This is a genomic window from Spiroplasma endosymbiont of Polydrusus pterygomalis (genome assembly GCF_964030825.1).
Classification (GTDB): domain Bacteria; phylum Bacillota_I; class Bacilli_A; order Mycoplasmatales; family VBWQ01; genus Spiroplasma_E.
The window spans coordinates 590,380-613,979 of record NZ_OZ034964.1; the positions used below are offsets into that span (position 1 = coordinate 590,380).

Annotated in this window: 19 protein-coding genes, 1 tRNA gene, 1 pseudogene and 1 riboswitch; of the genes and pseudogenes, 13 read left to right on the forward strand and 8 right to left on the reverse strand. The window is 25.4% G+C overall.

Annotated features, from left to right (window positions below; genetic code table 4):
• Window positions 1-26: 26 nt before the first annotated feature.
• Together ACQH25_RS02945 and ACQH25_RS02950 are read left to right on the forward strand one after the other, a co-directional pair.
• Window positions 27-1,040 carry a phosphatidate cytidylyltransferase gene (locus ACQH25_RS02945; protein WP_425381743.1) on the forward strand — a complete coding sequence of 338 codons (1,014 nt, stop codon included), beginning with the start codon at window positions 27-29 and terminating at the stop codon, window positions 1,038-1,040.
• An 18-nt stretch (window positions 1,041-1,058) separates the two neighbouring features.
• Complete coding sequence (locus ACQH25_RS02950; RefSeq protein WP_425381744.1) at window positions 1,059-2,174, forward strand: site-2 protease family protein; 1,116 nt, start codon at window positions 1,059-1,061, stop codon at window positions 2,172-2,174.
• Window positions 2,175-2,417: 243 nt separating this feature from the next.
• Here the strand turns inward: ACQH25_RS02950 and ACQH25_RS02955 are convergent.
• From ACQH25_RS02955 to ACQH25_RS02965, 3 genes and pseudogenes are all read right to left on the reverse strand, one after another.
• A pseudogene (locus tag ACQH25_RS02955) lies at window positions 2,418-2,633 on the reverse strand (hypothetical protein); the annotation flags it as partial.
• Window positions 2,634-2,779: 146 nt separating this feature from the next.
• On the reverse strand, window positions 2,780-2,932 hold the full coding sequence (locus ACQH25_RS02960) for a class II fructose-bisphosphate aldolase (protein WP_425381844.1): 153 nt from the start codon (window positions 2,930-2,932) through the stop codon (window positions 2,780-2,782).
• Between the two features lie 28 nt (window positions 2,933-2,960).
• The gene (locus ACQH25_RS02965; RefSeq protein ID WP_425381745.1) at window positions 2,961-3,092 is read right to left on the reverse strand and encodes a class II fructose-bisphosphate aldolase; all 132 of its coding nucleotides are present in this window, start codon (window positions 3,090-3,092) and stop codon (window positions 2,961-2,963) included.
• A 276-nt stretch (window positions 3,093-3,368) separates the two neighbouring features.
• On the opposite strand from ACQH25_RS02965, the gene ACQH25_RS02970 reads away from it, so the two are divergent.
• Window positions 3,369-6,482 (forward strand): hypothetical protein, encoded by a 3,114-nt coding sequence (locus ACQH25_RS02970; protein ID WP_425381746.1) that lies wholly within the window; start codon window positions 3,369-3,371, stop codon window positions 6,480-6,482.
• 113 nt (window positions 6,483-6,595) lie between these two features.
• On the opposite strand, the gene ACQH25_RS02975 is transcribed toward ACQH25_RS02970, so the two are convergent.
• Window positions 6,596-7,309 carry a Pr6Pr family membrane protein gene (locus tag ACQH25_RS02975; RefSeq protein ID WP_425381747.1) on the reverse strand — a complete coding sequence of 238 codons (714 nt, stop codon included), beginning with the start codon at window positions 7,307-7,309 and terminating at the stop codon, window positions 6,596-6,598.
• A gap of 140 nt (window positions 7,310-7,449) precedes the next feature.
• Entirely contained in the window at window positions 7,450-11,799 is a 4,350-nt protein-coding gene (locus ACQH25_RS02980) for a PolC-type DNA polymerase III (RefSeq protein WP_425381748.1), read from the reverse strand.
• Between the two features lie 319 nt (window positions 11,800-12,118).
• Here ACQH25_RS02980 and ACQH25_RS02985 point away from each other — a divergent pair.
• The 4 genes from ACQH25_RS02985 to lon all read left to right on the forward strand — a co-directional run bounded on the left by ACQH25_RS02985 (window position 12,119) and on the right by lon (window position 16,958).
• Window positions 12,119-12,194, forward strand: a tRNA-Arg gene (locus tag ACQH25_RS02985).
• Between the two features lie 37 nt (window positions 12,195-12,231).
• Window positions 12,232-12,993, forward strand: a complete 762-nt coding sequence (locus tag ACQH25_RS02990) for a DUF3196 family protein (RefSeq protein WP_425381749.1) — start codon at window positions 12,232-12,234, stop codon at window positions 12,991-12,993.
• Window positions 12,994-13,007: 14 nt separating this feature from the next.
• On the forward strand, window positions 13,008-14,318 hold the full coding sequence (gene tig / locus ACQH25_RS02995; protein ID WP_425381750.1) for a trigger factor: 1,311 nt from the start codon (window positions 13,008-13,010) through the stop codon (window positions 14,316-14,318).
• A gap of 252 nt (window positions 14,319-14,570) precedes the next feature.
• Window positions 14,571-16,958 (forward strand): endopeptidase La, encoded by a 2,388-nt coding sequence (gene lon / locus ACQH25_RS03000; protein ID WP_425381751.1) that lies wholly within the window; start codon window positions 14,571-14,573, stop codon window positions 16,956-16,958.
• A gap of 150 nt (window positions 16,959-17,108) precedes the next feature.
• Here the strand turns inward: lon and ACQH25_RS03005 are convergent, their stop codons facing one another.
• From ACQH25_RS03005 to ACQH25_RS03015, 3 genes are all read right to left on the reverse strand, one after another.
• The gene (locus ACQH25_RS03005) at window positions 17,109-17,255 is read right to left on the reverse strand and encodes a hypothetical protein (protein WP_425381752.1); all 147 of its coding nucleotides are present in this window, start codon (window positions 17,253-17,255) and stop codon (window positions 17,109-17,111) included.
• A gap of 5 nt (window positions 17,256-17,260) precedes the next feature.
• Window positions 17,261-17,605, reverse strand: a complete 345-nt coding sequence (locus ACQH25_RS03010; RefSeq protein WP_425381753.1) for a hypothetical protein — start codon at window positions 17,603-17,605, stop codon at window positions 17,261-17,263.
• Between the two features lie 92 nt (window positions 17,606-17,697).
• On the reverse strand, window positions 17,698-18,084 hold the full coding sequence (locus tag ACQH25_RS03015) for a hypothetical protein (protein WP_425381754.1): 387 nt from the start codon (window positions 18,082-18,084) through the stop codon (window positions 17,698-17,700).
• 176 nt (window positions 18,085-18,260) lie between these two features.
• Between ACQH25_RS03015 and ACQH25_RS03020 the strand changes: the two genes are divergently transcribed.
• The 6 genes from ACQH25_RS03020 (at window position 18,261) to ACQH25_RS03045 (ending at window position 23,537) form a co-directional block, all read left to right on the forward strand.
• Entirely contained in the window at window positions 18,261-19,067 is an 807-nt protein-coding gene (locus ACQH25_RS03020; RefSeq protein ID WP_425381755.1) for an ABC transporter ATP-binding protein, read from the forward strand.
• Complete coding sequence (locus ACQH25_RS03025) at window positions 19,018-19,794, forward strand: hypothetical protein (RefSeq protein ID WP_425381756.1); 777 nt, start codon at window positions 19,018-19,020, stop codon at window positions 19,792-19,794. Before ACQH25_RS03020 ends, ACQH25_RS03025 begins: the two co-directional genes overlap by 50 nt.
• 91 nt (window positions 19,795-19,885) lie before the next feature.
• A complete protein-coding gene (locus ACQH25_RS03030) occupies window positions 19,886-20,206 on the forward strand; it encodes a hypothetical protein (RefSeq protein ID WP_425381757.1) in 321 nt (106 codons plus the stop codon).
• 189 nt (window positions 20,207-20,395) lie between these two features.
• Window positions 20,396-20,620, forward strand: coding sequence for a hypothetical protein (locus tag ACQH25_RS03035; protein ID WP_425381758.1), 225 nt, complete (start codon window positions 20,396-20,398; stop codon window positions 20,618-20,620).
• A gap of 106 nt (window positions 20,621-20,726) precedes the next feature.
• On the forward strand, window positions 20,727-22,247 hold the full coding sequence (locus ACQH25_RS03040; protein WP_425381759.1) for a DUF2130 domain-containing protein: 1,521 nt from the start codon (window positions 20,727-20,729) through the stop codon (window positions 22,245-22,247).
• A gap of 99 nt (window positions 22,248-22,346) precedes the next feature.
• A riboswitch (TPP riboswitch) is annotated at window positions 22,347-22,438 on the forward strand.
• 58 nt (window positions 22,439-22,496) lie between these two features.
• On the forward strand, window positions 22,497-23,537 hold the full coding sequence (locus ACQH25_RS03045) for an energy-coupled thiamine transporter ThiT (RefSeq protein WP_425381760.1): 1,041 nt from the start codon (window positions 22,497-22,499) through the stop codon (window positions 23,535-23,537).
• The last annotated feature ends 63 nt before the right edge of the window (window positions 23,538-23,600 follow it).

Below are 23,600 nucleotides of genomic sequence, written 5' to 3' on the forward strand. Positions count from 1 at the left end.
CAATAAATAGTTAGGGGTTAAATATTGTGAAAAGCAAGACAGTAAATAAAGAAAATTCAAAATCTAAGGTTTCTTTTTTTAAAAAATTTAATAATTTTTTTATAACCTATCGAACACGTATTGTAACAGGTTTTATATTACTTGCTTGTGCCGTAGTATGAATGTTTATTGGTGGAGTTTATTTAGAACCAATTTTTGGCAATAAACCACAATGATCTGCTTATATATTTATGGTAATTAATACTATTATTTTTGGTGGTTGTTTATGAGAAATTATTAATTTAAGAAAAGATGCAAAGTGATCAGTTTTACTTAAAATCTTTATTATTTTGACAGGAATCATATTGTTATGAATTCCCATTGGTAAAGAAACTTTTGGTCCTTATATTTATAATCATTATTGATTTGAAACTTGAATGACTTTATTAATTTTAATATTTTTCATTTGTATTTTTATATTAATTGCGTGAAGAAGTAAAAATTTTCAATTAGCTGATGTTGTTTTTATTTTTACTTGAATCATTTATTTAGTGTTTGCTTTTAAAGCTATTAATTTTTTAATGTTATCACAAGTTAATCTTTCAAAATTAGGTTGACCATCATTATTATTGGTATTAGTAATTGTTGTTGCTAATGATGTTGGCGCTTTTCTTGGTGGTGTCAGTTATGGTAAAACTAAAATAGCACCAAAAGTATCACCTAATAAAACTTGGGAAGGTGCTATTACTGGTTTAGTAACAGCAATTATTTTAAGTATGGTAACAGTAACTATATTTTTACAAACAAGTAATTACAATCCATTGCCATTTTTAGAAGCTAATAGTAAAGCGCCAGTTTATATTGCTTATCTCGCTACTAGTTTTATTCTTTCAATTGCTAGTCAAATGGGTGATTTACTATTTTCTTATTTAAAACGTAATTATCAAGTTAAAGACTTTTCAAATTTCTTACCTGGACATGGTGGCTTATTAGATCGCTTAGATTCATTTTCAGCAGTAGCTATTTTTGCATATTTAATTGCTTTAGCAGCTATTGGCTAATATAAAAAGGATAAAATTATGCATACATTTCTTGCCATTTTAATTGGCATATTTACAATATTATTTTTAATTACCTTGCATGAATTTGCCCATTTTGTGATTGCTAAATTATCAGGAGCATATGTATATGAATTTGCAATTGGTATGGGCCCAAAACTTTTACAATGAGGTAAAAAAGAAACACGTTATACTTTAAGGTTATTACCATTAGGTGGTTATGTTTCTATTGCTTCAGAAATAGCTGATGCTCCAAAGGGACGAGAAGAAGAAAAAATTGATAGTAAACAAATGATGGAAAACTTACAACGTGGCAAAAAGGCAGCATTCATTAGTGCTGGTGCCCTAATGAATTTATTGTTAGCTTTTATTTTATTGATGATTGGCTATGGTATTTATCCATATAAATATGATCCTAATTTACCACCAACATATGCAACAACAGGTCCATTGTTTGCTGCTGTTGAAAAATATAATCAAGAGCATACAAAATTTCCAATCTTAGGTGCTATTACTGGTATTTATAATAGTGGTATTCCTGAATCTGAACAAGCAATTTTATCATATTATGATTTACAAGGATGATTAAATAAGTATAATAAAAAAGTAGGAGAACCAGCTGAGATTAAAAATTATCAAGTTACTTTTGAAGCAGATAAAACAAAAACTGTTACTTTTAAACCAGAAGAAAATAACGGAGTATTGTTTATTGGTATTAGTCAAGGTAGTTATCAGTTAACTGCTGGACAGGTTATTAGCCATGGTATCGTTGATACTTTTAAAGATAGTTATAGTTTATTGCAAGCATTAGGCCAATTAGTAACTTTTCATTGACAAAATTTATCAGGACCGGTTGGTATTATTAAATCAACTGATAGTTTTTTAAATTCTAATCTATCATCATCGCAAGCAGCAAGTACATATTTTCGTTGAGCAGCATTATTATCATCTAATTTATTTTTATTAAATATGTTACCAATTCCACCATTAGATGGCTATAAATTTGTTGAAAATGCTGTTGAAGCGATAACAAGAAAAAAATTAAATGAAAGATATAAGATTATTGTTAGTATCGCTGGCGCAATATTATTTTTAGTTATATTTATTGCTATTACTATTAAAGATATATTTTTTTAAATTTATTAAATTGTAAAATCATTATCATTTTATTTTTTTATAAAATTTTAACTTTTTCTTTAGTGATATTTTATAATGTTTTTTTAAATTAAAATAAAAACTTAAATAATTAAAATTTACATTGATTGTTTGCTTCTAGGATAATTATTTTTTCTTCGGCCAATTTTTGCATTGCTGTTATTACATTCTCTATTAAAATATTGGTGTTAGATAATAAATGGGGATTAGTTTTAAAACTTTGTTTTAAACTTTTCTTAAATCACTACTAATACTAACTTTGGTAATGCCAGCCTTAATTACTAAAATTAATTGTTCATCATTAATAGTTACACTATCATGGAATACTAAGAAGACTTCAGGCATTTTAATTGGGTTTTCTTTAATTAAAGCAATTTTTAAATCTTGTTTATTATCTTGATTATGACTATTAATAGCAGCAAATACAAGATCATTAATTTTTGTTTTATTTCTAAAAAAACTGCTTGGTCAATTAAACTAATATCATTATTAATATCATCTTTTTCATTCCTATAAATAATTTCAAATTCAACACTTATTCCTAATGGAGCAGCAAAATGAACGATTTCTTTTGTTTTTTCAATATTTTATTTAGTTGAATGATTAGCATAATTTAACATAACTGAACTAAAATCAGATGTGATTTTAGTTTTAATAAAATGGGGATCAGGACAATGGTCTAATTGTAAGAAAATTGGGAGTTTTACTCGACTAACAGCATTATTGATAATAGGAAGTATTTATTTTAGATGCATGAATTTAAGGGTACTAGGTTGTTATCATTAAAATTGTCGGAGCATTTTGTTTTTCAGTTACCTTAGTAATTGCAATTAACATTTCAAAATTATCAATATTAAAACTTGGAATTGGGTACTTATTAAGTTGCGCATCTTTTAACAATGTTTTAAAGTTAATTTTTAATTATCATTACCTAACCATTATTTTATTTAATTATATCAATAATATTGTTTTTTCATTAATTATCAGTATTAAGCTTTAATTATCCATTTATAATATGAAAATTTATTTGTATTTTTTTAAAAAATATGTACTATTTTAGTAGATAGATAGATGTTTAACAAAACACAAAACAAAGTAAATTCTTAATACTCTTATCTTAATCTTAAGGTAACTTGATTGAAATTTTTTATTTTATATAGAAAGGGTAATGAAATTATGAAATATTTTAGTATAAATTATTGAATTAAAATGTACTTATTAAATCTTTCTTTTTTTGATCAACAAAATAAAAACCCTTATGGTTTACAATATTCACCAAAAATAACAAATAACTACTCATTAATGTTAAATTTATTAACAAATAAAATAATATTAACAGATCAATTATTAAATGAAAAGCAAAATGATTCATTATCAGTTTTTACTTTTAATGGAAATAAAAAACAAGTGAAACTAATTTCACCAAATTTATTAAAAATTGAGGAGATGAGTAATAAACAAATTCAACCTTTTATAAAAAAGCAAGAAAAAAATATTATTCATAAAAGATTTAAAAGACAAATTAGTGCCATTATTAAAAATAAAGTAAAAATAGATGCTATAATGCCTAAACTAATTCCTCAATTTGAACTTTCAAAAATTAAATCACTTACAAAAAATGAATTGCGTATATTGACTGCACAGCAAATTACAGCATTTACTCCTATCCAAATCCCATATTTTACGAAAAACCAAAATGAAAATCGAATGTCACCAGCACAAGTATCACAATTTACTGTAAAACAAATCTCATATTTTACGAAAGACCAAATCTCATTTTTTACTAAACAACAAATTCCATATTTTACGAAAGACCAAATCTCATTTTTTACTAAACAGCAAATCTCATATTTTACGAAAAACCAAATTCAAGCGTGGACAACAGAACAATTGCGAATATTGTGACCATGACAAATCCAAGCATTTACAGCAGAACAAATCAAAGCATTTACACCAGAACAAATTTCTGAACTAACACCAGCACAAATGGCAGCGTTTACTGAAAAGCAACTAGCAATATTTAACTGACAACAAATTAAAGTATTGACACCAGAAAAAATTCAAGTTTTAACAGCAAACCAAATTCAAACATTATCAGAATGCCAAATTTCAGCACTACCAGTAGAACAAATTTCATGATTGACACCACGACAAATCCAAGCATTAACACCACAACAAATGAAAGCATTAACACCAGCACAAATTCAAACATTTTGACCAGCACAAATTCAAACATTAACAATACAACAAATCCAAGTATTATCAGAATGACAAATTTTAGAACTAACAGTTGAACAAATTCAAGCTTTGACAGCAGCACAAGTATCACAATTTACTGTAGCACAAATCGCATATTTTATGAAAGAACAAATCTCATTTTTTACCGAACAACAAATCTCATATTTTACTGAAAAACAAATTAAAGTTTTGACACCACAACAAATCCAAGCATTAACAGTACAACAAATCCAAACATTTTGACCAGCACAAATTCAAACATTAACACCACAACAAATTAAAGCATTAACAATACAACAAAGCCAAGCATTAATACCCCAACAAATTGAAACATTAACACCAAAACAAATCCAAACATTAACACCCCAACAAATTGAAGCATTAACACCAGAACAAATCCAATCATTTTGACCATGACAAATTACTGAACTAACAGTTGAACAAATTCAAGCGTTGACAGCTGCACAAGTATCACAATTTATGGTAGAACAAATTCCATATTTTACGAAAGACCAAATCTCATTTTTTACCGAACAACAAATCTCATATTTTACTGAAAAACAAATTAAAGTTTTGACACTAGAACAAATTCCAGCATTTGACATAAATCAAATTAAAGCGTTAACAACAGAACAAATCCAAGCATTAACACCACAACAAATGAAAGCATTAACACCCCAACAAATTGAAACATTGACACCAGAACAAATCAAAGCATTAACAATAGAACAAATTTCTGAACTAACAATACAACAATTCCAAGGTTTGACAGCAGCACAAGTATCACAATTTACTGTAGAACAAATCTCATATTTTACTAAACAGCAAATCTCATATTTTACTGAAAAACAAATTAAAGTTTTGATGCCAGCACAAATCCAAATTTTTTGACCAGAACAAATCAAAGCATTAACAATACAACAAATTTCTGAACTAACACCAGAACAAATCCAAAGTTTTTGATCAGAACAAATTTCATGATTGACACCACAACAAATTGAAACATTAACAATAGAACAAATCCAAGTATTGACACTAGAACAAATTCAAGCATTTTGACCACAACAAATCAAAGTATTAACAAAAGAACAAATCCGAGCATTAATACCACAACAAATCAAAACATTTACACCAGAACAAATCCAAACATTAACACCAGAACAAATTTCATGATTGACAGCAAAACAAATCCAAGCAATTTTACCAATGCAAATTTCTTGATTTATATCAAAACAAATTTCACGATTAACAGCAGCACAAATCAAAGCATTTACAGCAGAACAAATCCAAGCATTAACAGTACACCAAATTCAAACATTAACAAAAGAACAAATCCAAGCATTTTGACCATGACAAATTTCATGTTTGACACCACAACAAATTCAAACATTGACACCACAACAAATTCAAACATTAACAACACAACAGATTTCTGAACTAACAACACAACAAATCCAAAGTTTTTGAGCAGCACAAATTTTATGACTGACACCACAACAAATCCAAAGATTAACAACAGCACAAATTCCAGCATTTACTTCTGAACAAATTTCAGCATTAACTTTAAATCAAATTAATGATTTGAAAGTTGAACAAATCCAAGCATTTACACCACAACAAATCAAAGTATTAACAAAAGAACAAATCCGAGCATTAACACCAGAACAAATCAAAACATTTACACCAGAACAAATCCAAGCATTAACAACACAACAAATTTCATGATTGACAGCAAAACAAATTCAAGCATTAATATCAGAACAAATCGAAGCAATTTTACCAATGCAAATTTCTTGGTTTATACCAAAACAAATTTCACGATTGACAGCAGAACAAATCCAAACATTAACAACACAACAAATTTCTGAACTAACACCAGCACAAATCCAAGCTTTGAAAGAGGAACAAATTGTAGCATTTACTGCTGAACAAATTCAAACTTTGACAAAAAAACAACTAGTGATTTTTAATGCAACAACAATAAATGATTTTGATTTACAAAATCAAACTGTAACAACTGAATTAAATCAACAAAGATCACCAAAATTATAATTTTCTTAGTGCCTCATAATAATGTATTTTATTATGAGGGACTTATTTTAAAATTTAGTTTAAATTTTATTAAATATTGAGAATCAACTTTCATTGATAAAAATATTAAATTTTTATTTTTTTTTCTTTTTCTTCTTACTTTGTTTCTTATTTTTTTTATTAACTTTATGTAATATTTTTTGATAAAAATCATATAAACGATGTTCTGAAGCTTGATAGCGTTTGAACATTAAGTTATTAATTCAGATGTAAAAATATTGTAGACTAAAAACTAAACCAAAAACAAAAATAACAGCACTAGCAGCAATTAATCATCCATATTTACCATTTGAATAATCAAAGAAAAAGTAGGGGTATCATGTATCTCGTGGTGGATGACCAGTTTTCATAAAATCTAAATAACGTAAATGACCTCTAATTAAAATAACAATACAGTAAATTGCTGGATAAAGAACAATTAATCATAAATATATTTTATGTTGTTGTTTTAAGTTAACATATTGATGACCTGAACTAACGATAAAACTAGTAATCATAATTATTGGCATTAATAAATGTAAAATTAATGTAGAAATTCAATTATAAATAGTATATTGTTTTGGGTCTTGTTCAGCAGTAAAAATTCCAATTCAAAATACTAACATAGTAATAGTAATGTAAACAGTTACCGCTAATCGAGTTTGAAAGCTTGGCTTTGTACCACGAAAATGAGCATCAAATAAGTAAACACAAAAATAAATAACAACCATATAATTACTTTCAGTAGTAAAAAAAGCATAGTAGTTACTTACTCGTTCGCCATAACTTAAAACTTTAAATTTTTCCATTGGCAAGTATATCGTACTAATTAAATCAATAATTAAGAACAAAATTAGCATTATTAATGCCGATAAGCGGATATAAAAGTTAGCTTTATTGCTTAATTTATACATAAAGTCCCACATCTTTTCTTTCAATTATATTGATACTATAATTCTAACATTAATTGTGTATTTTCTTCTAAATGTTCTAATATCCCTAAATCATTTAATAATTGATAATTAGTTTTAGTAATATTAGTTCGTGATTGTAAATCATTTTTTGAAGTAATTGCTTCTTCATTTCTTGCTTTAACAATTGAATTGGCCACAATCTCACCTAAACCATCCAAAGTAATAAATGGTGGTAAAATTTGCTTTTCACCATTTATTATTTTAACTTGAAAAAGTTTTGCATCAGAATGTTCTAAACTAATATTACTAAATTTAATATTTCTGGCATGCATTTCTAATGCTACTTCCAATAATGGTATTAAATCTTTTTCTTTAGTAGTAACTGTATTTTTTTGACTATCATTTTTTCTTAGACGATTATTAATATCTTTTAGTTTATTGCTAATAGCACCAATTCCTTGTAACATCGTTTTAATATCGAAAATTTCACATCTCGTTGTAAAGTAAGTAGCATAGTATTCATGAGGATAGTAAACTTTAAATCATGCTACTCTTCATGCCATTAATACATAAGCAGTAGCATGGGCTTTGGGAAACATATACTTAATTTTTTTACAAGATTGAATGTATCAATTGGGAACTTTTTTTTCTTGCATTAATTTTTCATATTCTTGCTTAATACCCTTTCCTTTCCGAACATCTTCCATAATATTAAAGGCAATTTTTGTTGGTAATCCTTGATATACTAAATAAGTCATAATATCATCACGACAACCAATGACATCTTTTAATTTTAATCCTTGTTGCGAAATTAATTCATCAGCATTATTTAATCAAACATCAGTACCATGTGATAATCCAGAAATTTGCACTAATTCAGAAAATGAAGTTGGTAAGGTATCACTTAGCATTTTGCGAACAAAACCAGTACCAAACTCAGGAATGCCAATTGCTCCTGTTTTTTCACCAAGTAAATCATCACTGCTAATATTTAAGGCACTTAAATTAGAAAATAGCGATAAAACTTTTTCATCTTGATTAGGGATAGTTTTTGGATTAACACCAGTTAAATTTTCTAACATTTTTAATGCTGTTGGATCAACATGACCTAAGATATCTAATTTTAATAAATTATCATGAATAGCATTAAAATCAAAATGAGTAGTTTTTCATGTTGAAGTAGTATCATCAGCTGGAAAATTAATTGGTGTAAAATCATTAATATTATATTCTTTTGGTACAACGATAATACCACCAGGATGTTGACCAGTTGTTCTCTTAATGCCAACACAACCTTGACTTAATAATTCTAATTTAGCGGCGCGCATATTTGCTTGACCAATTTTTTCAGCATAAGCTTTAACATAACCATAAGCTGTTTTATTAGCAATTGTTGAAATAGTGCCAGCACGAAAAACATTTTCTTCTCCAAACATTTCTTTAGTAAAATCATGCGCTTTCATTTGATATTCACCAGAAAAATTTAAATCAATATCAGGTGTTTTATCACCATCAAAACCTAAAAATGTTTCAAAAGGAATATCATGACCATCAGTAATTAAAACAATATTACATTGTGGACACATTTTTTTTGGTAAATCATAACCACATTTATAAGAACCATTACTAATAAATTCACTACTTTTACATTGTGGACATAAATAGTGTGGTTGGAGGGGATTAACCTCAGTAATGTTGGCAAAAGTAGCTACTAATGATGAACCTACTGAACCACGACTACCAACAAGATAGCCATCTTGTAATGATTTTTCTACTAATTTATGGGCAATTCAATAAACAACAGCAAAACCGTGAGTAATAATTGCATCTAATTCGCGAGTTAAACGTTTTTCAACATACGTTGGTAATGGATTACCATAGCGATTTCATGCCTGTTGATAACAAAGATTACGTAATTTAGTATCAACATTAACAATACTTGGTGTAAATAAGCCATCTTTAATTGGTTTAACCATTGCAAATTGGGTAGTTAGTCGCAAAGGATTATTAATAACAACATCATTAATTAGTTTCGGATCATCTAAAAAACTAAATTCTGCTAGCATTTCATCAGTAGTTCTTAAATGCTGGTCAGGATAAGATATAATTTTACCTCGACGATCAAATAATGGATGTAATAAACCACCAATTGCTTTACTATTAATAATTACATCACGATACATTTTTTCATAAGGATATAAATAATGAGCATCACTAGTAGCAATTACTAACTTATTTAATTCAAGAGCAGTATTAATAATTTTTTTAATAGTATCATGTAATTGTTCTTCGGTAATATTTCCTAGTTGTATTAAGTGACTATAAACAGCTGGTGGTTGAATTTCAATAAAATCAAATCATTGCATTGTTCTAATTAATTCTTGTTTAGTTTTATTTAATGCTGTTTCAAAAACACTACCATTGACACAACTGCTACCAATTAATAATTCTCTTCGATTATTATTAATGGCTGCTGTTACAATTTTAGGTGTTTTATAAAAATACTTAGTATGAGATAGTGAAACTAATTGATATAAGTGTTTTAAACCTAATTGATTTTTTGCAAAAACAGTAATGTGTTCACCACGAAGTTTATAGTTAATTTGCTCATTAATTAAATTATTAATTTCTTGCAAATTTAGACAATTAAATTCTGTTTTTAATTGTTGTAGCATTTTTAAGAATACTTGTGCTAAGACATTAGCATCATAATCAGCACGGTGAGCAATTTCATCATCATATTTAATACCATAAGTACGACAAATCGTACCTAAACGATAGTATTTTAATTGTGTTTGCATTACTCTAGCTAATTGTAAAGTATCAATAACAGGGTTATTTAAAGGCATCAATCCCAATTGTGACATGGCAGCTTGTAAAAAGCCAAAGTCAAAGTTAGCATTATGGGCAACTATTGTTTTATTACCAATAATGTCAAGAATTATTGGTAACACTTCTTGTAATGACGGTTTGTCTTTTAACATCACATTAGTAATATTGGTAAGTTCAGTAATATGTTCAGGAACTAAATTCTTAGGTTTAATTAAAATTGTATCCTGTTTTAAAATCATATTATCTTTAACAATCGTATAACCAAATTCAATAATTTCATGATAATTAGTTGATAAACCAGTTGTTTCTAAGTCAAGAACAACGTATTCTAAATCAGCTAATGGTGCATTAATAATATTTTTAACAATTGTAATATCATTAGCAATTAAATCCATTTCAACACCATACATTACTTTTAGTTGCGGATGTTTTTTTGCAGCATTAGCAATATCTGGATATGCTTGAATATTTAAGTGATCAGTAAAACCAATAGCTTGATGTCCTCATTTAACTACTTGATTAATATAATCACTTGCTGAAGTAATACCATCCATGGCACTCATTTTAGTATGGGTATGAAATTCAATTCTTTTCATTTTAGCATGATCATTATTATTGGCATTTTTGTTATTTAAATCAATCATTAAATCATCAATTCATAAAACTTGTTCTTTACTATAATTATCATAACGGCTATTAGCATTAATTTTTATTCAATCATCAATTTTAATCGTATCAAATTTTTCATCTGGTTGGTCACTATTAATAAATGCTTTACAAGTGATGGCATCATTATAATCAGTAATTCAAAATGAATAAAATCACTTTTGCGTTTTAGTTAAAAATTTATTAACTTTAAAAACTTTACCACTAATAATAATATTAGGTTCATCACCAATAATATCTTTAATATTATGAGTTACTTCTGTTATTTCTAAATTAATTTTTGCTTTTTTACGATAGTTAGTATTAAAACTTTTATTTATATTAGTGCTAATTGGTTTTGTTTTTAAATTAGTAGCAACTTTACTAATTTCTGCTTTAGATTCATGTTCATAACTAATGAATGGTTGCTCAGTTTTATTAATTTTAGTTTTTAATTGCATTTTTTTAAAACCATATTGGTGAAAATAATTAGTAAATTGTGAAAATTCATTAGTAATTAATTTTTCTTCAATACTATTGTGGATAGTAATGGTAAGAATATTATTTTTATAACTAATTGCTGAATCTGGTAAGGAATAATAAATGCCAGCTAATAATTGTAATTTCTGAGTTTTAATATAATGAAAATATATTAAGACAGTTGTTTGTTCAGCAACAAGATCAACGTTGAAATCAATAGTAATGTTATTAGAAAAAGGTAACTTTTCAAAGTGTTGTTCAAATTTTTTCAAAGTAGTAATTGTTAAAAAAATAGGCAAGTTAATAAAAATTATTGCTTGTTGATTATGATAAAAATACTGTACTTTTTTAATAGTAGCATTATTAAATTCATTATCAACATCATGAAATTCCATTTCATGGAAAAGTTTTTGTAAATCTTGGTTCATATATTTTCCCTCTCTTAATACTAAATAATTTAACAATAATAATTATCTTTTAATCAAAAAACATTAAATCATTATTCCAATATTTATTCAAATTCTAAATTCTATATTTTAATTATATCTTAATTAAAAATCTTAATCTTAATCTTATATAAAAAAGTATTAAATTTTTAAAAATAAAAAATTAAAATCTTAATTAATGAATTATAAAATGTCAAAATAAATTTGAGTATAATATTATCATTTTTTTCTTGAAAAAGTAATGAATTAATAATTGCATTTTTCAAGTAAACAAGATAAGATTACTTATGGTAAATGTTATGCCCACGTAGCTCAGTGGATAGAGCACCGCCCTTCTAAGGCGGGGGTCAGAAGTTCGAATCTTCTCGTGGGCACCATTAAATTTTTAAAATACTAAGAAGGTCTAACTAAATAATGATAAATCATGACAATTATTATCAAGACATTATTGGTAAAATTAACCACCTCATTACTGAAAATAAATGAGATCAAGCAATGAAGTTGGTCAAACATGAATTAGAGATGCCTTATATTCCTATTTATCATGAAACTACATTACAAGAGTTACATCATAATATTATTACTCATATTAGGTTAAACAATAAAAATGAAAATCATGAATGAAATCTAGAGAAAATAAGTCATGTATTAATGAACCCATTTGATGAAGAATTTCACCCAGTGGCATTTTATTATTTACAAAGTCATAATGCTAGGTTAATTTTGCCAACAATTAAGATTTATCTTGCAAATAAAAATATCAATAATATAAATAAAACACAGTTATTATTTATATTAAATAATCAAGGTATTGATGAAGAAATAGAAGTAATAAAAAGTCATGGTACATTTAAAGTTAATCCAAAAGAAATAACACAATGACAAGAATTGTCAGTATATTTAAAAATTACAAAAATATTTGAAGATGAAGTTCATATTGATAATCCAGGCATTTACGGTATTTGTTTGTTTTTATTGGATAGTTATTTTGAGAATTTATTTCCAATATTACCTAATAACAAACAAGCAGCTGCTTTGGCAGCTGCTTTATATGTTCGTGCTTGTAGTTTACAATTTATTAGCGTAAAATTAGTAGCAAGTGCTAAAAAGTTTAAGACTACTACTACCTTAATAAAAAAATACTTAACTATTATAATTCAACAACAAATTACATAAGGAGAATTTTGGAAATGACATTAAATATTATAAAAGATGAAAAAAATGGACTTGGAAAATGACATGTCAGTATTGATGCTAAAACTTGAAAAAACCAATTAGCAAAAGCAGAAAGTAACTTAATTGCACAAGTAGAAATTCCTGGATTTCGTAAGGGCAAAGTTCCTACTAAAATGGCAAAAAAACATGTAACAGCAGAACAAATTTTACAAACAGCAACGAAAGCGGTTATTACTATTGCTTATGATTATGCTTTAAAACAAAAACCTAACTTAATGCCTACTAAGCAGCCAGAAGTTAAAATAGAAAAGGCCTCTATTAAAGAGTGTGAAATAATGTTTTTATTTGATTTACCAGCAGAAATTACTATTGGTAAATATCGTGATATTGATATTCTTAAACCAGTAGCAACTGTTAGTCAGGAAGAAATTGATGCTAAAATTAAATTATTACAAGATAAGTTTGCTATTTATAATCCAAAAGAAACAGGAAAATTAGCAAAAGGTGACATTGCAGTTTTTAATTTTACTGGTTTTTTACAAGATAAAAAATTTCCTGGCGGTGAAGCTAAAGATATGGAATTGGAAATTGGTTCTGGCAAATTTATTCCTGGTTTTGAAGAAGGTATGATCGGAATGGACCCTAAAACAAAGAAAACTATTGAAGTTATTTTTCCAGAAGATTATCATGTACCTAATTTAAAAGGACAATTAGTGAAATTTGAAATTGAATTGCATGAGATAAGAAATAAAATTATTAATGAAGATTTAGCAGAATTAGTAAAAGATGTTAATATTCCAAATGTTACAACTAGTGAACAATTATTAGAAAATATTAAAAAAGAAATTGAATTACAAAAAACAATGACAATTAAAGAACAATTTATGGAAGAACTTATTGCGAAGATTGTTAAAGATTCAAAAATTATAATTCCAAGTTTTGCTGTTGAAAATGAAACTGAACGTTTAGAAAAAGAATTTAAAAAGCAGTTAGCTAATCAAAACTTTACAATTGAAAATTATATAACTGCCACTGGTTTATCTCATGAAGAAATTACTAAAGAAATTAAAAAAGATGCAATTATGCAATTACAAAACTTTTTAGTTATTGAAGAAATCATTAAACAAGAAAAAATTGAAGTTACTGAAGAAGAAGTTCAAAATCAATTGCAGAGATTTTCTGAGCAATTTAATATAACAATTGAAGAAGTTAAAAAAAATATTAAAGACTTAAGTTTGATTACTACTACATTAAAACGTAATAAAGCCTTTGATTTATTATGAGAAAATAATGGTAAAATTCAAAAAGAAACAACAAATGCTTAATTTGATAATTATCAAATAACAAAATTACCTAATTATTAATTAGGTAATTTTGTTATCTAGTATTTTTGAAAGTAAAAATTATCAAAAAAAAAATAAATGTAATAAAATACTACTAGTATGAGTTAAAAACGAATTAAAATGCTGCTGTAATAGTATATTATAAATTAAAATTAGATATTTTAGCAATTACCTATTGCAAGTGCTAATGATTTATATTATAATCCAGTTAATACATTATTTTGAGGTGAGACAATGAAGATAAAAAATATTACTAATATGCCAGTACTAGTAACAAGAGGAAGTTTTGTTTTTCCAACTGTTGAAATGGAACTAGAAGTCGGAAGACAAAAATCAATAGCAGCAATTAATGAATCAGTAGCTAAGTTTAATTCAGAAATTATTTTAGTTTCGCAAAAAGATCCAAAAGTAGATAATCCCCAATTAAGTGAAGTGTACAATCATGGTACTTTATGTAAAGTACAAATTCAAAAAAGTCACACTGATTCAACATTGACAGTTTCTTTTTTTGGTCAACAAAGAATTAAAGTCTCTAAATTTCATGATAATGATAAATTTTATGCAGGAGATGCTGAAACTTTAGTTAGTCCTAATGTTTCTAAAGCATTAGAAGAAGAATTAATTCAAAGAATTGTTAATAATTTACAGAAAATTCTAGATGTTCATGGTTCAATCCCACAAGGAGTAATTAGTCAAATTACTGATGGTATGAAAGCTAGTGAAATTATTGACAAAATGGCTCAATTTTTACCATTTTTGACTATTAATAAACGTCAAGAAATTTTACAAGAAATTGACATTAATAAGCGTTTAGACTTATTATTAAAAGATGTTGGTGGTCAAAAACAAGTAGGTGCTATTGAAAAAGATTTAACTGCTAAAATTAAGGATCGGATTGATGAACAACAACGTGAATATTATTTACGTGAAAGATTACGTGCTATTAAAGAAGAATTGGGCGAAATTGATGGTAAATCTAATGAAATGAAACGCTATTTAGAACGTTTAGAAACTGAACAATTTCCTGAAGCAATTAAAACTCGTATTCGAGAAGAAATCAGTCGTTATGAAGATATGCCCCAAGCTTCAAGTGAATCAAATATCATCCGTACATATATTGATTGAATGATGACTTTACCTTGATTTCAAAAGAGTGAAGAAAAATTTGATTTAATTAATGCTAAAAAAATTCTTGATAAATATCATTATGGTTTAGAAAAAGTTAAAGAAAGAATTATTGAATATCTTGCTGTTAAAAAAATGGCAAAGGCAATGCCTGGACAAATTATTTGTTTAGTTGGTCCTCCTGGGGTTGGTAAAACTTCCTTAGCTAAGTCAATTGCTGAAGCGATGGGACGTACTTTTGTTAAAGTTTCACTTGGTGGTGTTAAAGATGAATCTGAAATTCGTGGTCATCGTAAGACTTATATTGGTGCCATGCCAGGAAGAATTATTCAAGGTATAAAACGTGCTAAAGTTATTAATCCATTATTTTTACTAGATGAAATTGATAAAATGTCATCTGATTATCGTGGTGACCCCGCTAGTGCCATGTTAGAAGTATTAGATCCTGAGCAAAATGCTAATTTTTCAGACCATTATATTGAAGAAAACTATGACTTATCACAAGTTATGTTTCTAGCAACTGCTAATTATATGGAAGGAATTCCTGAACCATTGAAAGACCGAATGGAAATTATTGAACTTTCTTCATATACAGAATTAGAAAAACTTGAAATTGCTAAAAAGTATTTGATTCCTCGTGTTATTGAAATTACTGGTTTAAATAATAAAATGCTAAAATTTAAGCCAAATTCAATTGAAGAAATAATTAAATATTACACAAGAGAATCAGGTGTTCGTCAATTAGAAAGATTGTTAAATAAAATTGCTCGTAAATTTATTGTTAAACTTTTAAATAAAAAGATTAGCACTGAAGAAATTATTGCTAATAATGTTAAAGAGTATTTAGGAAAACAAATCTTTGATTATACGAAAAAAGAAAATGAATCACAAATTGGAGTAGTAACTGGACTTGCTTACACGCAATATGGTGGTGATATTTTACCAATTGAAGTAAATTATTTTAAAGGAAAAAGAAGTTTAGTATTAACTGGTAAATTAGGAGAAGTTATGAAAGAATCTGCTACTATTGCTTTAGATTATATTAAGGCAAATGCCATTACTTTCAATATCCCTGATAGTTTCTTTGCTGAACATGATATTCATATTCATGTTCCTGAAGGAGCAGTTCCAAAAGATGGTCCAAGTGCTGGTATTACGTTAACAACTGCCATTATTTCTGCGCTAACAAGCAAACCTGTATCAAAAGATATTGGAATGACAGGTGAAATTACACTTCGTGGTCATGTGTTACCGATTGGTGGATTAAAGGAAAAATCAATTTCTGCCCATCGTAGTGGATTGAAAACAATTTTAATTCCAAAAACTAATATTAAAGACTTAGAAGATATTCCAGAAGAAGTAAAGAAAAAATTAAATATTGTACCCGTTGAATTTTATTCTGAAGTTTATGATTTTATTTTTAATAAACATAAAGCAAAAATTCATTCATCGATTAATAATATTAAACCAACACCAACTATTGTTGATGAAGGTTAAAAATAATAATATAAAAAGTAACCACTTTTTGTTAGTGGTTACTTTTTTGTTTATCTTAGCTAGTTGTCGATAAGTAAAATTAATGATTATAATTTACTTTTTCTTTTTAATTTTATATTTTATGTTATAAAACTAGTTAGCAACCTAAAGTTATGATAAAGTTGATTTAAATGAATTTGTAACATCAATACTATTTTTAAAATTTTCATTTTCATTGACATTTCTTATATTAATTCTTCACCTTAGTTCAGTTATTTTTACTAAGTTTTGTTGCTTAATTTGTTTAATTTTTTGCAAAATAGTTATTTTTTTTCTATTTTTTGGTTTAAGTCAACACATCCAAAAGTAATTATTTTTAAAATTTTATTTAGTTTATTATTTATTTTGTCATGATTAAATTTTGCTTCTAATAGAGATGTTAGTGTTATAAAATTATTTTCTATTTCTTTTAATGATTGTAATGATGATATTTTTTGATTTAAAACTTCTTGTGTAATATTAATCTTTTTTTTATTATTTTCTCAAAAAGATAAAATATCATTATAATCATTGCTATAAATTTCAATTGGATAGTGAAGATAAGGATCAATAATATTGTATTTACTTAATATAAAATTAATATTTTTTTCTAAATCATTAATATTCATTTTTTAATTTCTCCTCTTTTAAAAAATAAAAACTATTTATAATTATAATAGTTATCTTAATATATTTTATCAAAATATGATAAAGATAAAAGTTATAAAATTATGCAGGGACAACATTTATCTCCATATTGCATTTTTATTATTTCTTCTTCTGAATTTATGTTATATATATCATCATTTGCGATATTACCAGTTGGAATTAGAAATGTAGCATCATTTTCATATTGGTTTTCTGTACTTATTTCTAGATCATTAAATTTTAGACTTTCATTTTCAATTTGATTTGGATATTTTTGATTATTGTCTAATGATTCTTGTTTTATTTTGCTAATTTCGTCACTAATAGTAGTAATTTTTTGTAGTATAGTTTCTCTATCAGTAATAGAGAAATTTTCATTAAACGGATTTAAACGTTTTCTTAATGTTTTGATTTTTTTTTCTAAATTTTCAATTTCTTGGTTTTGTTCACTATTTTTCATTTTTTTCTTCCTTTCAAAATAAAAAAAACTTATTTGCTTTTAACTAAAGTAATGAGTTAAAAACTTAATTAAGTTTACCATTAATTATATATGATTTTAATTTTTTAATTTAAAAACAAATAATATTTATTTAACAATTATGATAAAATAATAACGATTGTGGAAGGAAGTAACTTATGATTGAAAATAACAAAAATAATGTTGAAATCATTAATGTCACTAAGAACTATGGTAACAATAAAGTAATTAAAAATGTTAGCTTAAATATTGCTATTGGTTCAAGAATTGGTATTGTTGGACCAAATGGTACTGGTAAAACAACATTATGTGAAATGATTTCTCAACTGCGAAAACCAACAACAGGTACTATTAATATTAAAGATGATTTAAAAATAGGTATGCAATTACAAGAAACTAAATTTCCTCGTGGTTTAACTGGTTGGGATATGGCACAGTACTATCTGCGTACTTATCATTTAAATAAGTCTGTTGAAGACATTCAAAAATTATTATATTATTTAGATGCTGAAGCATTTATTAATAAACCAATTATTACTTTATCAGGTGGCCAACAACAAAAAATAAATATTTTATTAGCATTAATTGTGGAGCCAGATTTATTAATTTTAGATGAGTTAGCTACTGGTTTAGATTTAGAAGTACGTGAACGAATTTATGAATTATTAGAAAAGGAAGTTTTTATTAAACCTAAGCTTTCAGTATTAATTGTTTCACATAATATGCAAGAAATTGAACGTTTTTGTCAACAAATTATTTTTATGTTTGAAGGAACAATTATTAATATTAATGATGTTAAAAAAGTTGTTAAAGAATATGGGAGTGTTGAAGAATATGTTAAAACTAAATTTAAAGAGTATAAAATTGGTATGTATGATAGTGAAGCATTATTAAAAAGATTGGGAAGTGAAAATAATGAAAAATGAGCTAAGTCTTGAAAAAAACATCTTAAAAAACAAAAATAATGATTGATCATTACTTAATTTATTTTGAAGTTACTTAAAGCGTAATCGCTCAATTATTATTTTTTCTGTCTTTATTTCACCATTGATTTTTATTGCTACTTCAATTTTTGGTAATAATCAGATATTATCTTCACCTGCTGGTAATGAAATTGGACGATTTATTTTAATGATTATTTGATTAACACAAACTGCCTCTTTTTCGATTCAAACTTTTTTAGCTATTTTGTTAGACTTAAAGCAAAGTGTTGTTTATCGCCGTATTGGTTTAACGAGAATCAGTAAAACAAAGTTCATTATTATTACATCAATATTTAATCTAGCATTAGTTTTAATTTCTGATATTATTATTTTTATTGGTGTAATTATCATTGGCTATGCTGTACCATTATTACCAATGATTAATTCAATCTTTAATTGACAATTATTAATTATTATTTTATTTACATTAGTGTTTTCTATTACCATTACCAGTGTTGCTTTATTAATGTCAGTTATTATTAAAAGTCGTACTGGTCAAGCAATTGTTAGTTTATTTACTAGTTTATTAATTGTGGTACCATTAATTATCTCAACTTATTTTTTAGTTAAGATTATTAATCAAGGATTAATTACTAGTATTGGCATTGGTGGTATTATTGGTATTTTAGTTGCTATATTTGTTATTTTAAATATTATTAGTTGTGGCATTTACTATTTGACGTGAAAACTATTTAAATGGTTTGAGTAGTTTTAACGAGATTAATTATTAAAAGTAAAATTAAAGATAAAATAGCAAATCAGAATTTTATATAAGAGGTGAACAAAAGGAGAAAAAAACAATGATTAAAAATCATAAAAAGAAATTAGCATTAAAATTAAAAAAACATTCTAAATCAATGAAAGTTTTATCACAAAAAAATATTATTGATAATCAAATTAATGTTATTGATAATCAAATTAATGTTATTGCTAAAGTTAATGCATGATTAGCAACACAAAATGATTTTCAAAATTTAAAATTATTATCTGAAGTTGCTTCGCAACAAAAATATTTAACAGCAAATAATAAGTTAAATGTTAAAATGATTAATCAATATGTCAATAGTTTTGCTTCCGATGATTCAAGTTTAAATCAAACATTCAAAAAGATTTCATTATAGTAGTTATCATTAGTAACTACTATTTTATAAGCTAATTATTATATTAATAATTAGTTTTTTTATATTTCAAATCACAAAATTATCAATTAATAAAAAAATAATTTAAATCTTATTAGGAGCTATGTTATACTTGGTAGTAATAATAAATATTAAGGTGATATATCTTTAAACTTTTATTTACTATTTTTTATGAAAATTAAAATAAATAATAATTTATTTATTATAAATGATAAATATTTTCTATTTTGTGGAGAATATTTAATAAATTTAGATTTTATAGAAATTGAAGGTGATAGTATTAATATTGATATTGATCAAACGTTTGAGATTTATCTATCAAACAATATTTGCAATGCTACTCCTTTTGGAAAATGTACTTGACATGAACTTGTTAATTATATTAAGAAAGGATAGTAAAGTAATTTAAGGGACAATGATTATAAACCTTAATTTTATTATTATAAAAATTATTATTAATCATCAACAAATTTAATTTAAACCATTAAAGGAGAAAAAAATAATGACAACTTTTGATTTACAACAAAAAACAAATGAAAATAATAATAAAATAATAAGAGAATCAGAAATTATAAGTTTAAAATGTCCAAAATGTAACATTATATTTACAATTGATGATTTTGAAAATAGTGATCTTTCAAAAGCACATTTTCAACAATTTGTACAAAAAATAACTGAAAATGTAAAAAAAGAAATAGAAAAAGAATGTGAAAGAGAATTAATTGCAAAATTTCAGTATGATTTTGAAAATAAAACGCAAATTCTTGAATTAGCAAAAAGTAAAGAAATTGCTGAAAAACTTAGTGTAAAAGTAAATGAGTTTAATCTTGAAAAAGAAGAGTTATTAAAGAAATTTAATGAGCAGTTAAATGAATCTAATCTTAATAATCAAGAATTAAAAGCAAAAATTGATCAATTAAATTTAGAAAAAGATAAAGAAATTGCTGAAAAACTTAGTGTAAAAGTAAATGAGTTTAATCTTGAAAAAGAAGAGTTATTAAAGAAATTTAATGAGCAGTTAAATCAATCTAATCTTAATAATCAAGAATTAAAAGCAAAAATTGATCAATTAAATTTAGAAAAAGATAAAGAAATTGCTGAAAAACTTAGTGTAAAAGTAAATGAATTTAATCTTGAAAAAGAAGAGTTATTAAAGAAATTTAATGAGCAGTTAAATCAATCTAATCTTAATAATCAAGAATTAAAAGCAAAAATTGATCAATTAAATTTAGAAAAAGATAAAGAAATTGCTGAAAAACTTAGTGTAAAAGTAAATGAATTTAATCTTGAAAAAGAAGAGTTATTAAAGAAATTTAATGAAGAATTAAAGCAAAGTCAAAAAGCAATACATGACTTAGAATTAGAAAATCAAAAAAATAAATTAATTAATAATAAAATTCAAGGTGATAATCTAGAACAAGAAATTGAAGAAGAATTATCAAAAACCTTTTTATTAGATTCTATTTCAAAAATTACTACTACTGGTAAAAAAGCAGATTTATTACAAAAAGTAAAAATTGATGGTACTGATGAATTTATAGCTACGATAACTTATGAAATAAAAAGCACAAAAGATTGAAGTAATAATTGAGAACTAAAATTTGCAGATGATATGCGTAAGACAAATGCCAGATATGGAATAATTACGGCAACAGCTTTTACTGCTAAATATGGTAAAAAAATATTCGCAATCTCAGAATTTAATCCGAATATTTATTTTTGTAGTCATGAAAATGTAGCTTTAGTTGCTCAAATTATAAGAATGTTTATAATAACAGAATATAAATTAGCAAATGTTAATAAGGATAATAATGATTTAGAAAAGAAAATATCTAAAATAAGAGAATGAAAAAAAATTAATTTTCCGAGCTTTTCATCAAAAATTAAAAATGCAATTTATAAATTAGAATTAGTTAAAAATGCTATTTCAAACCAAATTCCACCATTAGAAAAAAATATTAATATCATAAAAGATAATTTTATTAATGAAATAGAAAGAAATTTAAATTTACTTATATTTTAGATTAGTAATTTAAAAATATAAAATAGTTTTTAACTTTTTATATTGGAAATTAATTATCAATGTTATACTATTAATAAGTATCCATTACTTTACATATCTCATATAAAGCAGGGGTGGCGGTGATTGCCTGAGAAATACCCTATAACCTGATCTAGTTAGTCCTAGCGGAGGGAGACTTTATTTTTTATATTTTAAAAAATGATAACTCCTTTTTGTTATACCAGAAAAAATAAAGGAATTATCTTTATTATGTTTAAAGAACAACTAACAACAACTATTAATTATCATAAAATTAAAAGCAAACTGGGGGTAGTAATGGTATTTAAAATATCAACAATTATTAGTTTACTTACACTTTTAACATTAACAATTACCATTAGTATTTTATCTGCTAATAGTATTAATCATTTTTTTAATATTACTACTACTGGTTGACAATTTTATAGTATTAAAATTTATTTAATATTAATTTTTTGTTTATTATTAATTTCATCAATTTTACTATGTATTATTAGTTGAACAGTTAAAACAGATGATATTGATAAAAATATTATTATTATATCAATATTAGCAATTTTTAGTATTAATCCTGTTGCCTTAATTTTTAATTTAGTTAAACATTATCAATGACAAAAAGCAGAAACTTTTGCTATTTTAAAAGCAAGATGATGAACTAATTTTAAACTAGCATTTGGTATTAGGCGATGATTAATTATTGATTATACAATTATTGGTTTATTTACTGCGTTAACAATTGTTTGTGTTTTTATTGAACAAATATTACCAAAAATGCCATATGGTGGAGGAGTTGCTATTAAGTATCTTCCATTAATGGTTGTTAGTTATATTCTTGGTTTTGCTGGAGGATGATTAACAGGTATGATCAGTGCTTTAATGTCGCTATTATTTATTAGTAGTGGTTATATTATTAGCGCTTGAAGTTTTTTATTAGATTACTTTTTGCCAATGACAACACCAGCCATTGTTGCTTTATTACGTTTTAATTTAAGAGGTGATAAATCAATTTTTACTTATATTAATTATTTTTTACATTGTTTTTTAGTTTGTTTAATTATTTATGTGTGACAAACAATAGTAGGATATTTTGTTTGAGCACAAATTACTAATGCTAATGGTAGTAAAAATATTTGACCAGGGTTTACTCCGCTTTTTTATGCTTTAGTCTATAATTTTATTCATATTTTTTTATTTACTTATCCAATTATGCAATTAACAATACCATTTATTTATCGTGGTGTTGTTAGCCACTATCTTGAAAGATATCATTAAATAGTGAAAGTAATCTATTATCTGTTTTTTAAAATAAATTATAATATTAATGATAATAGAAAG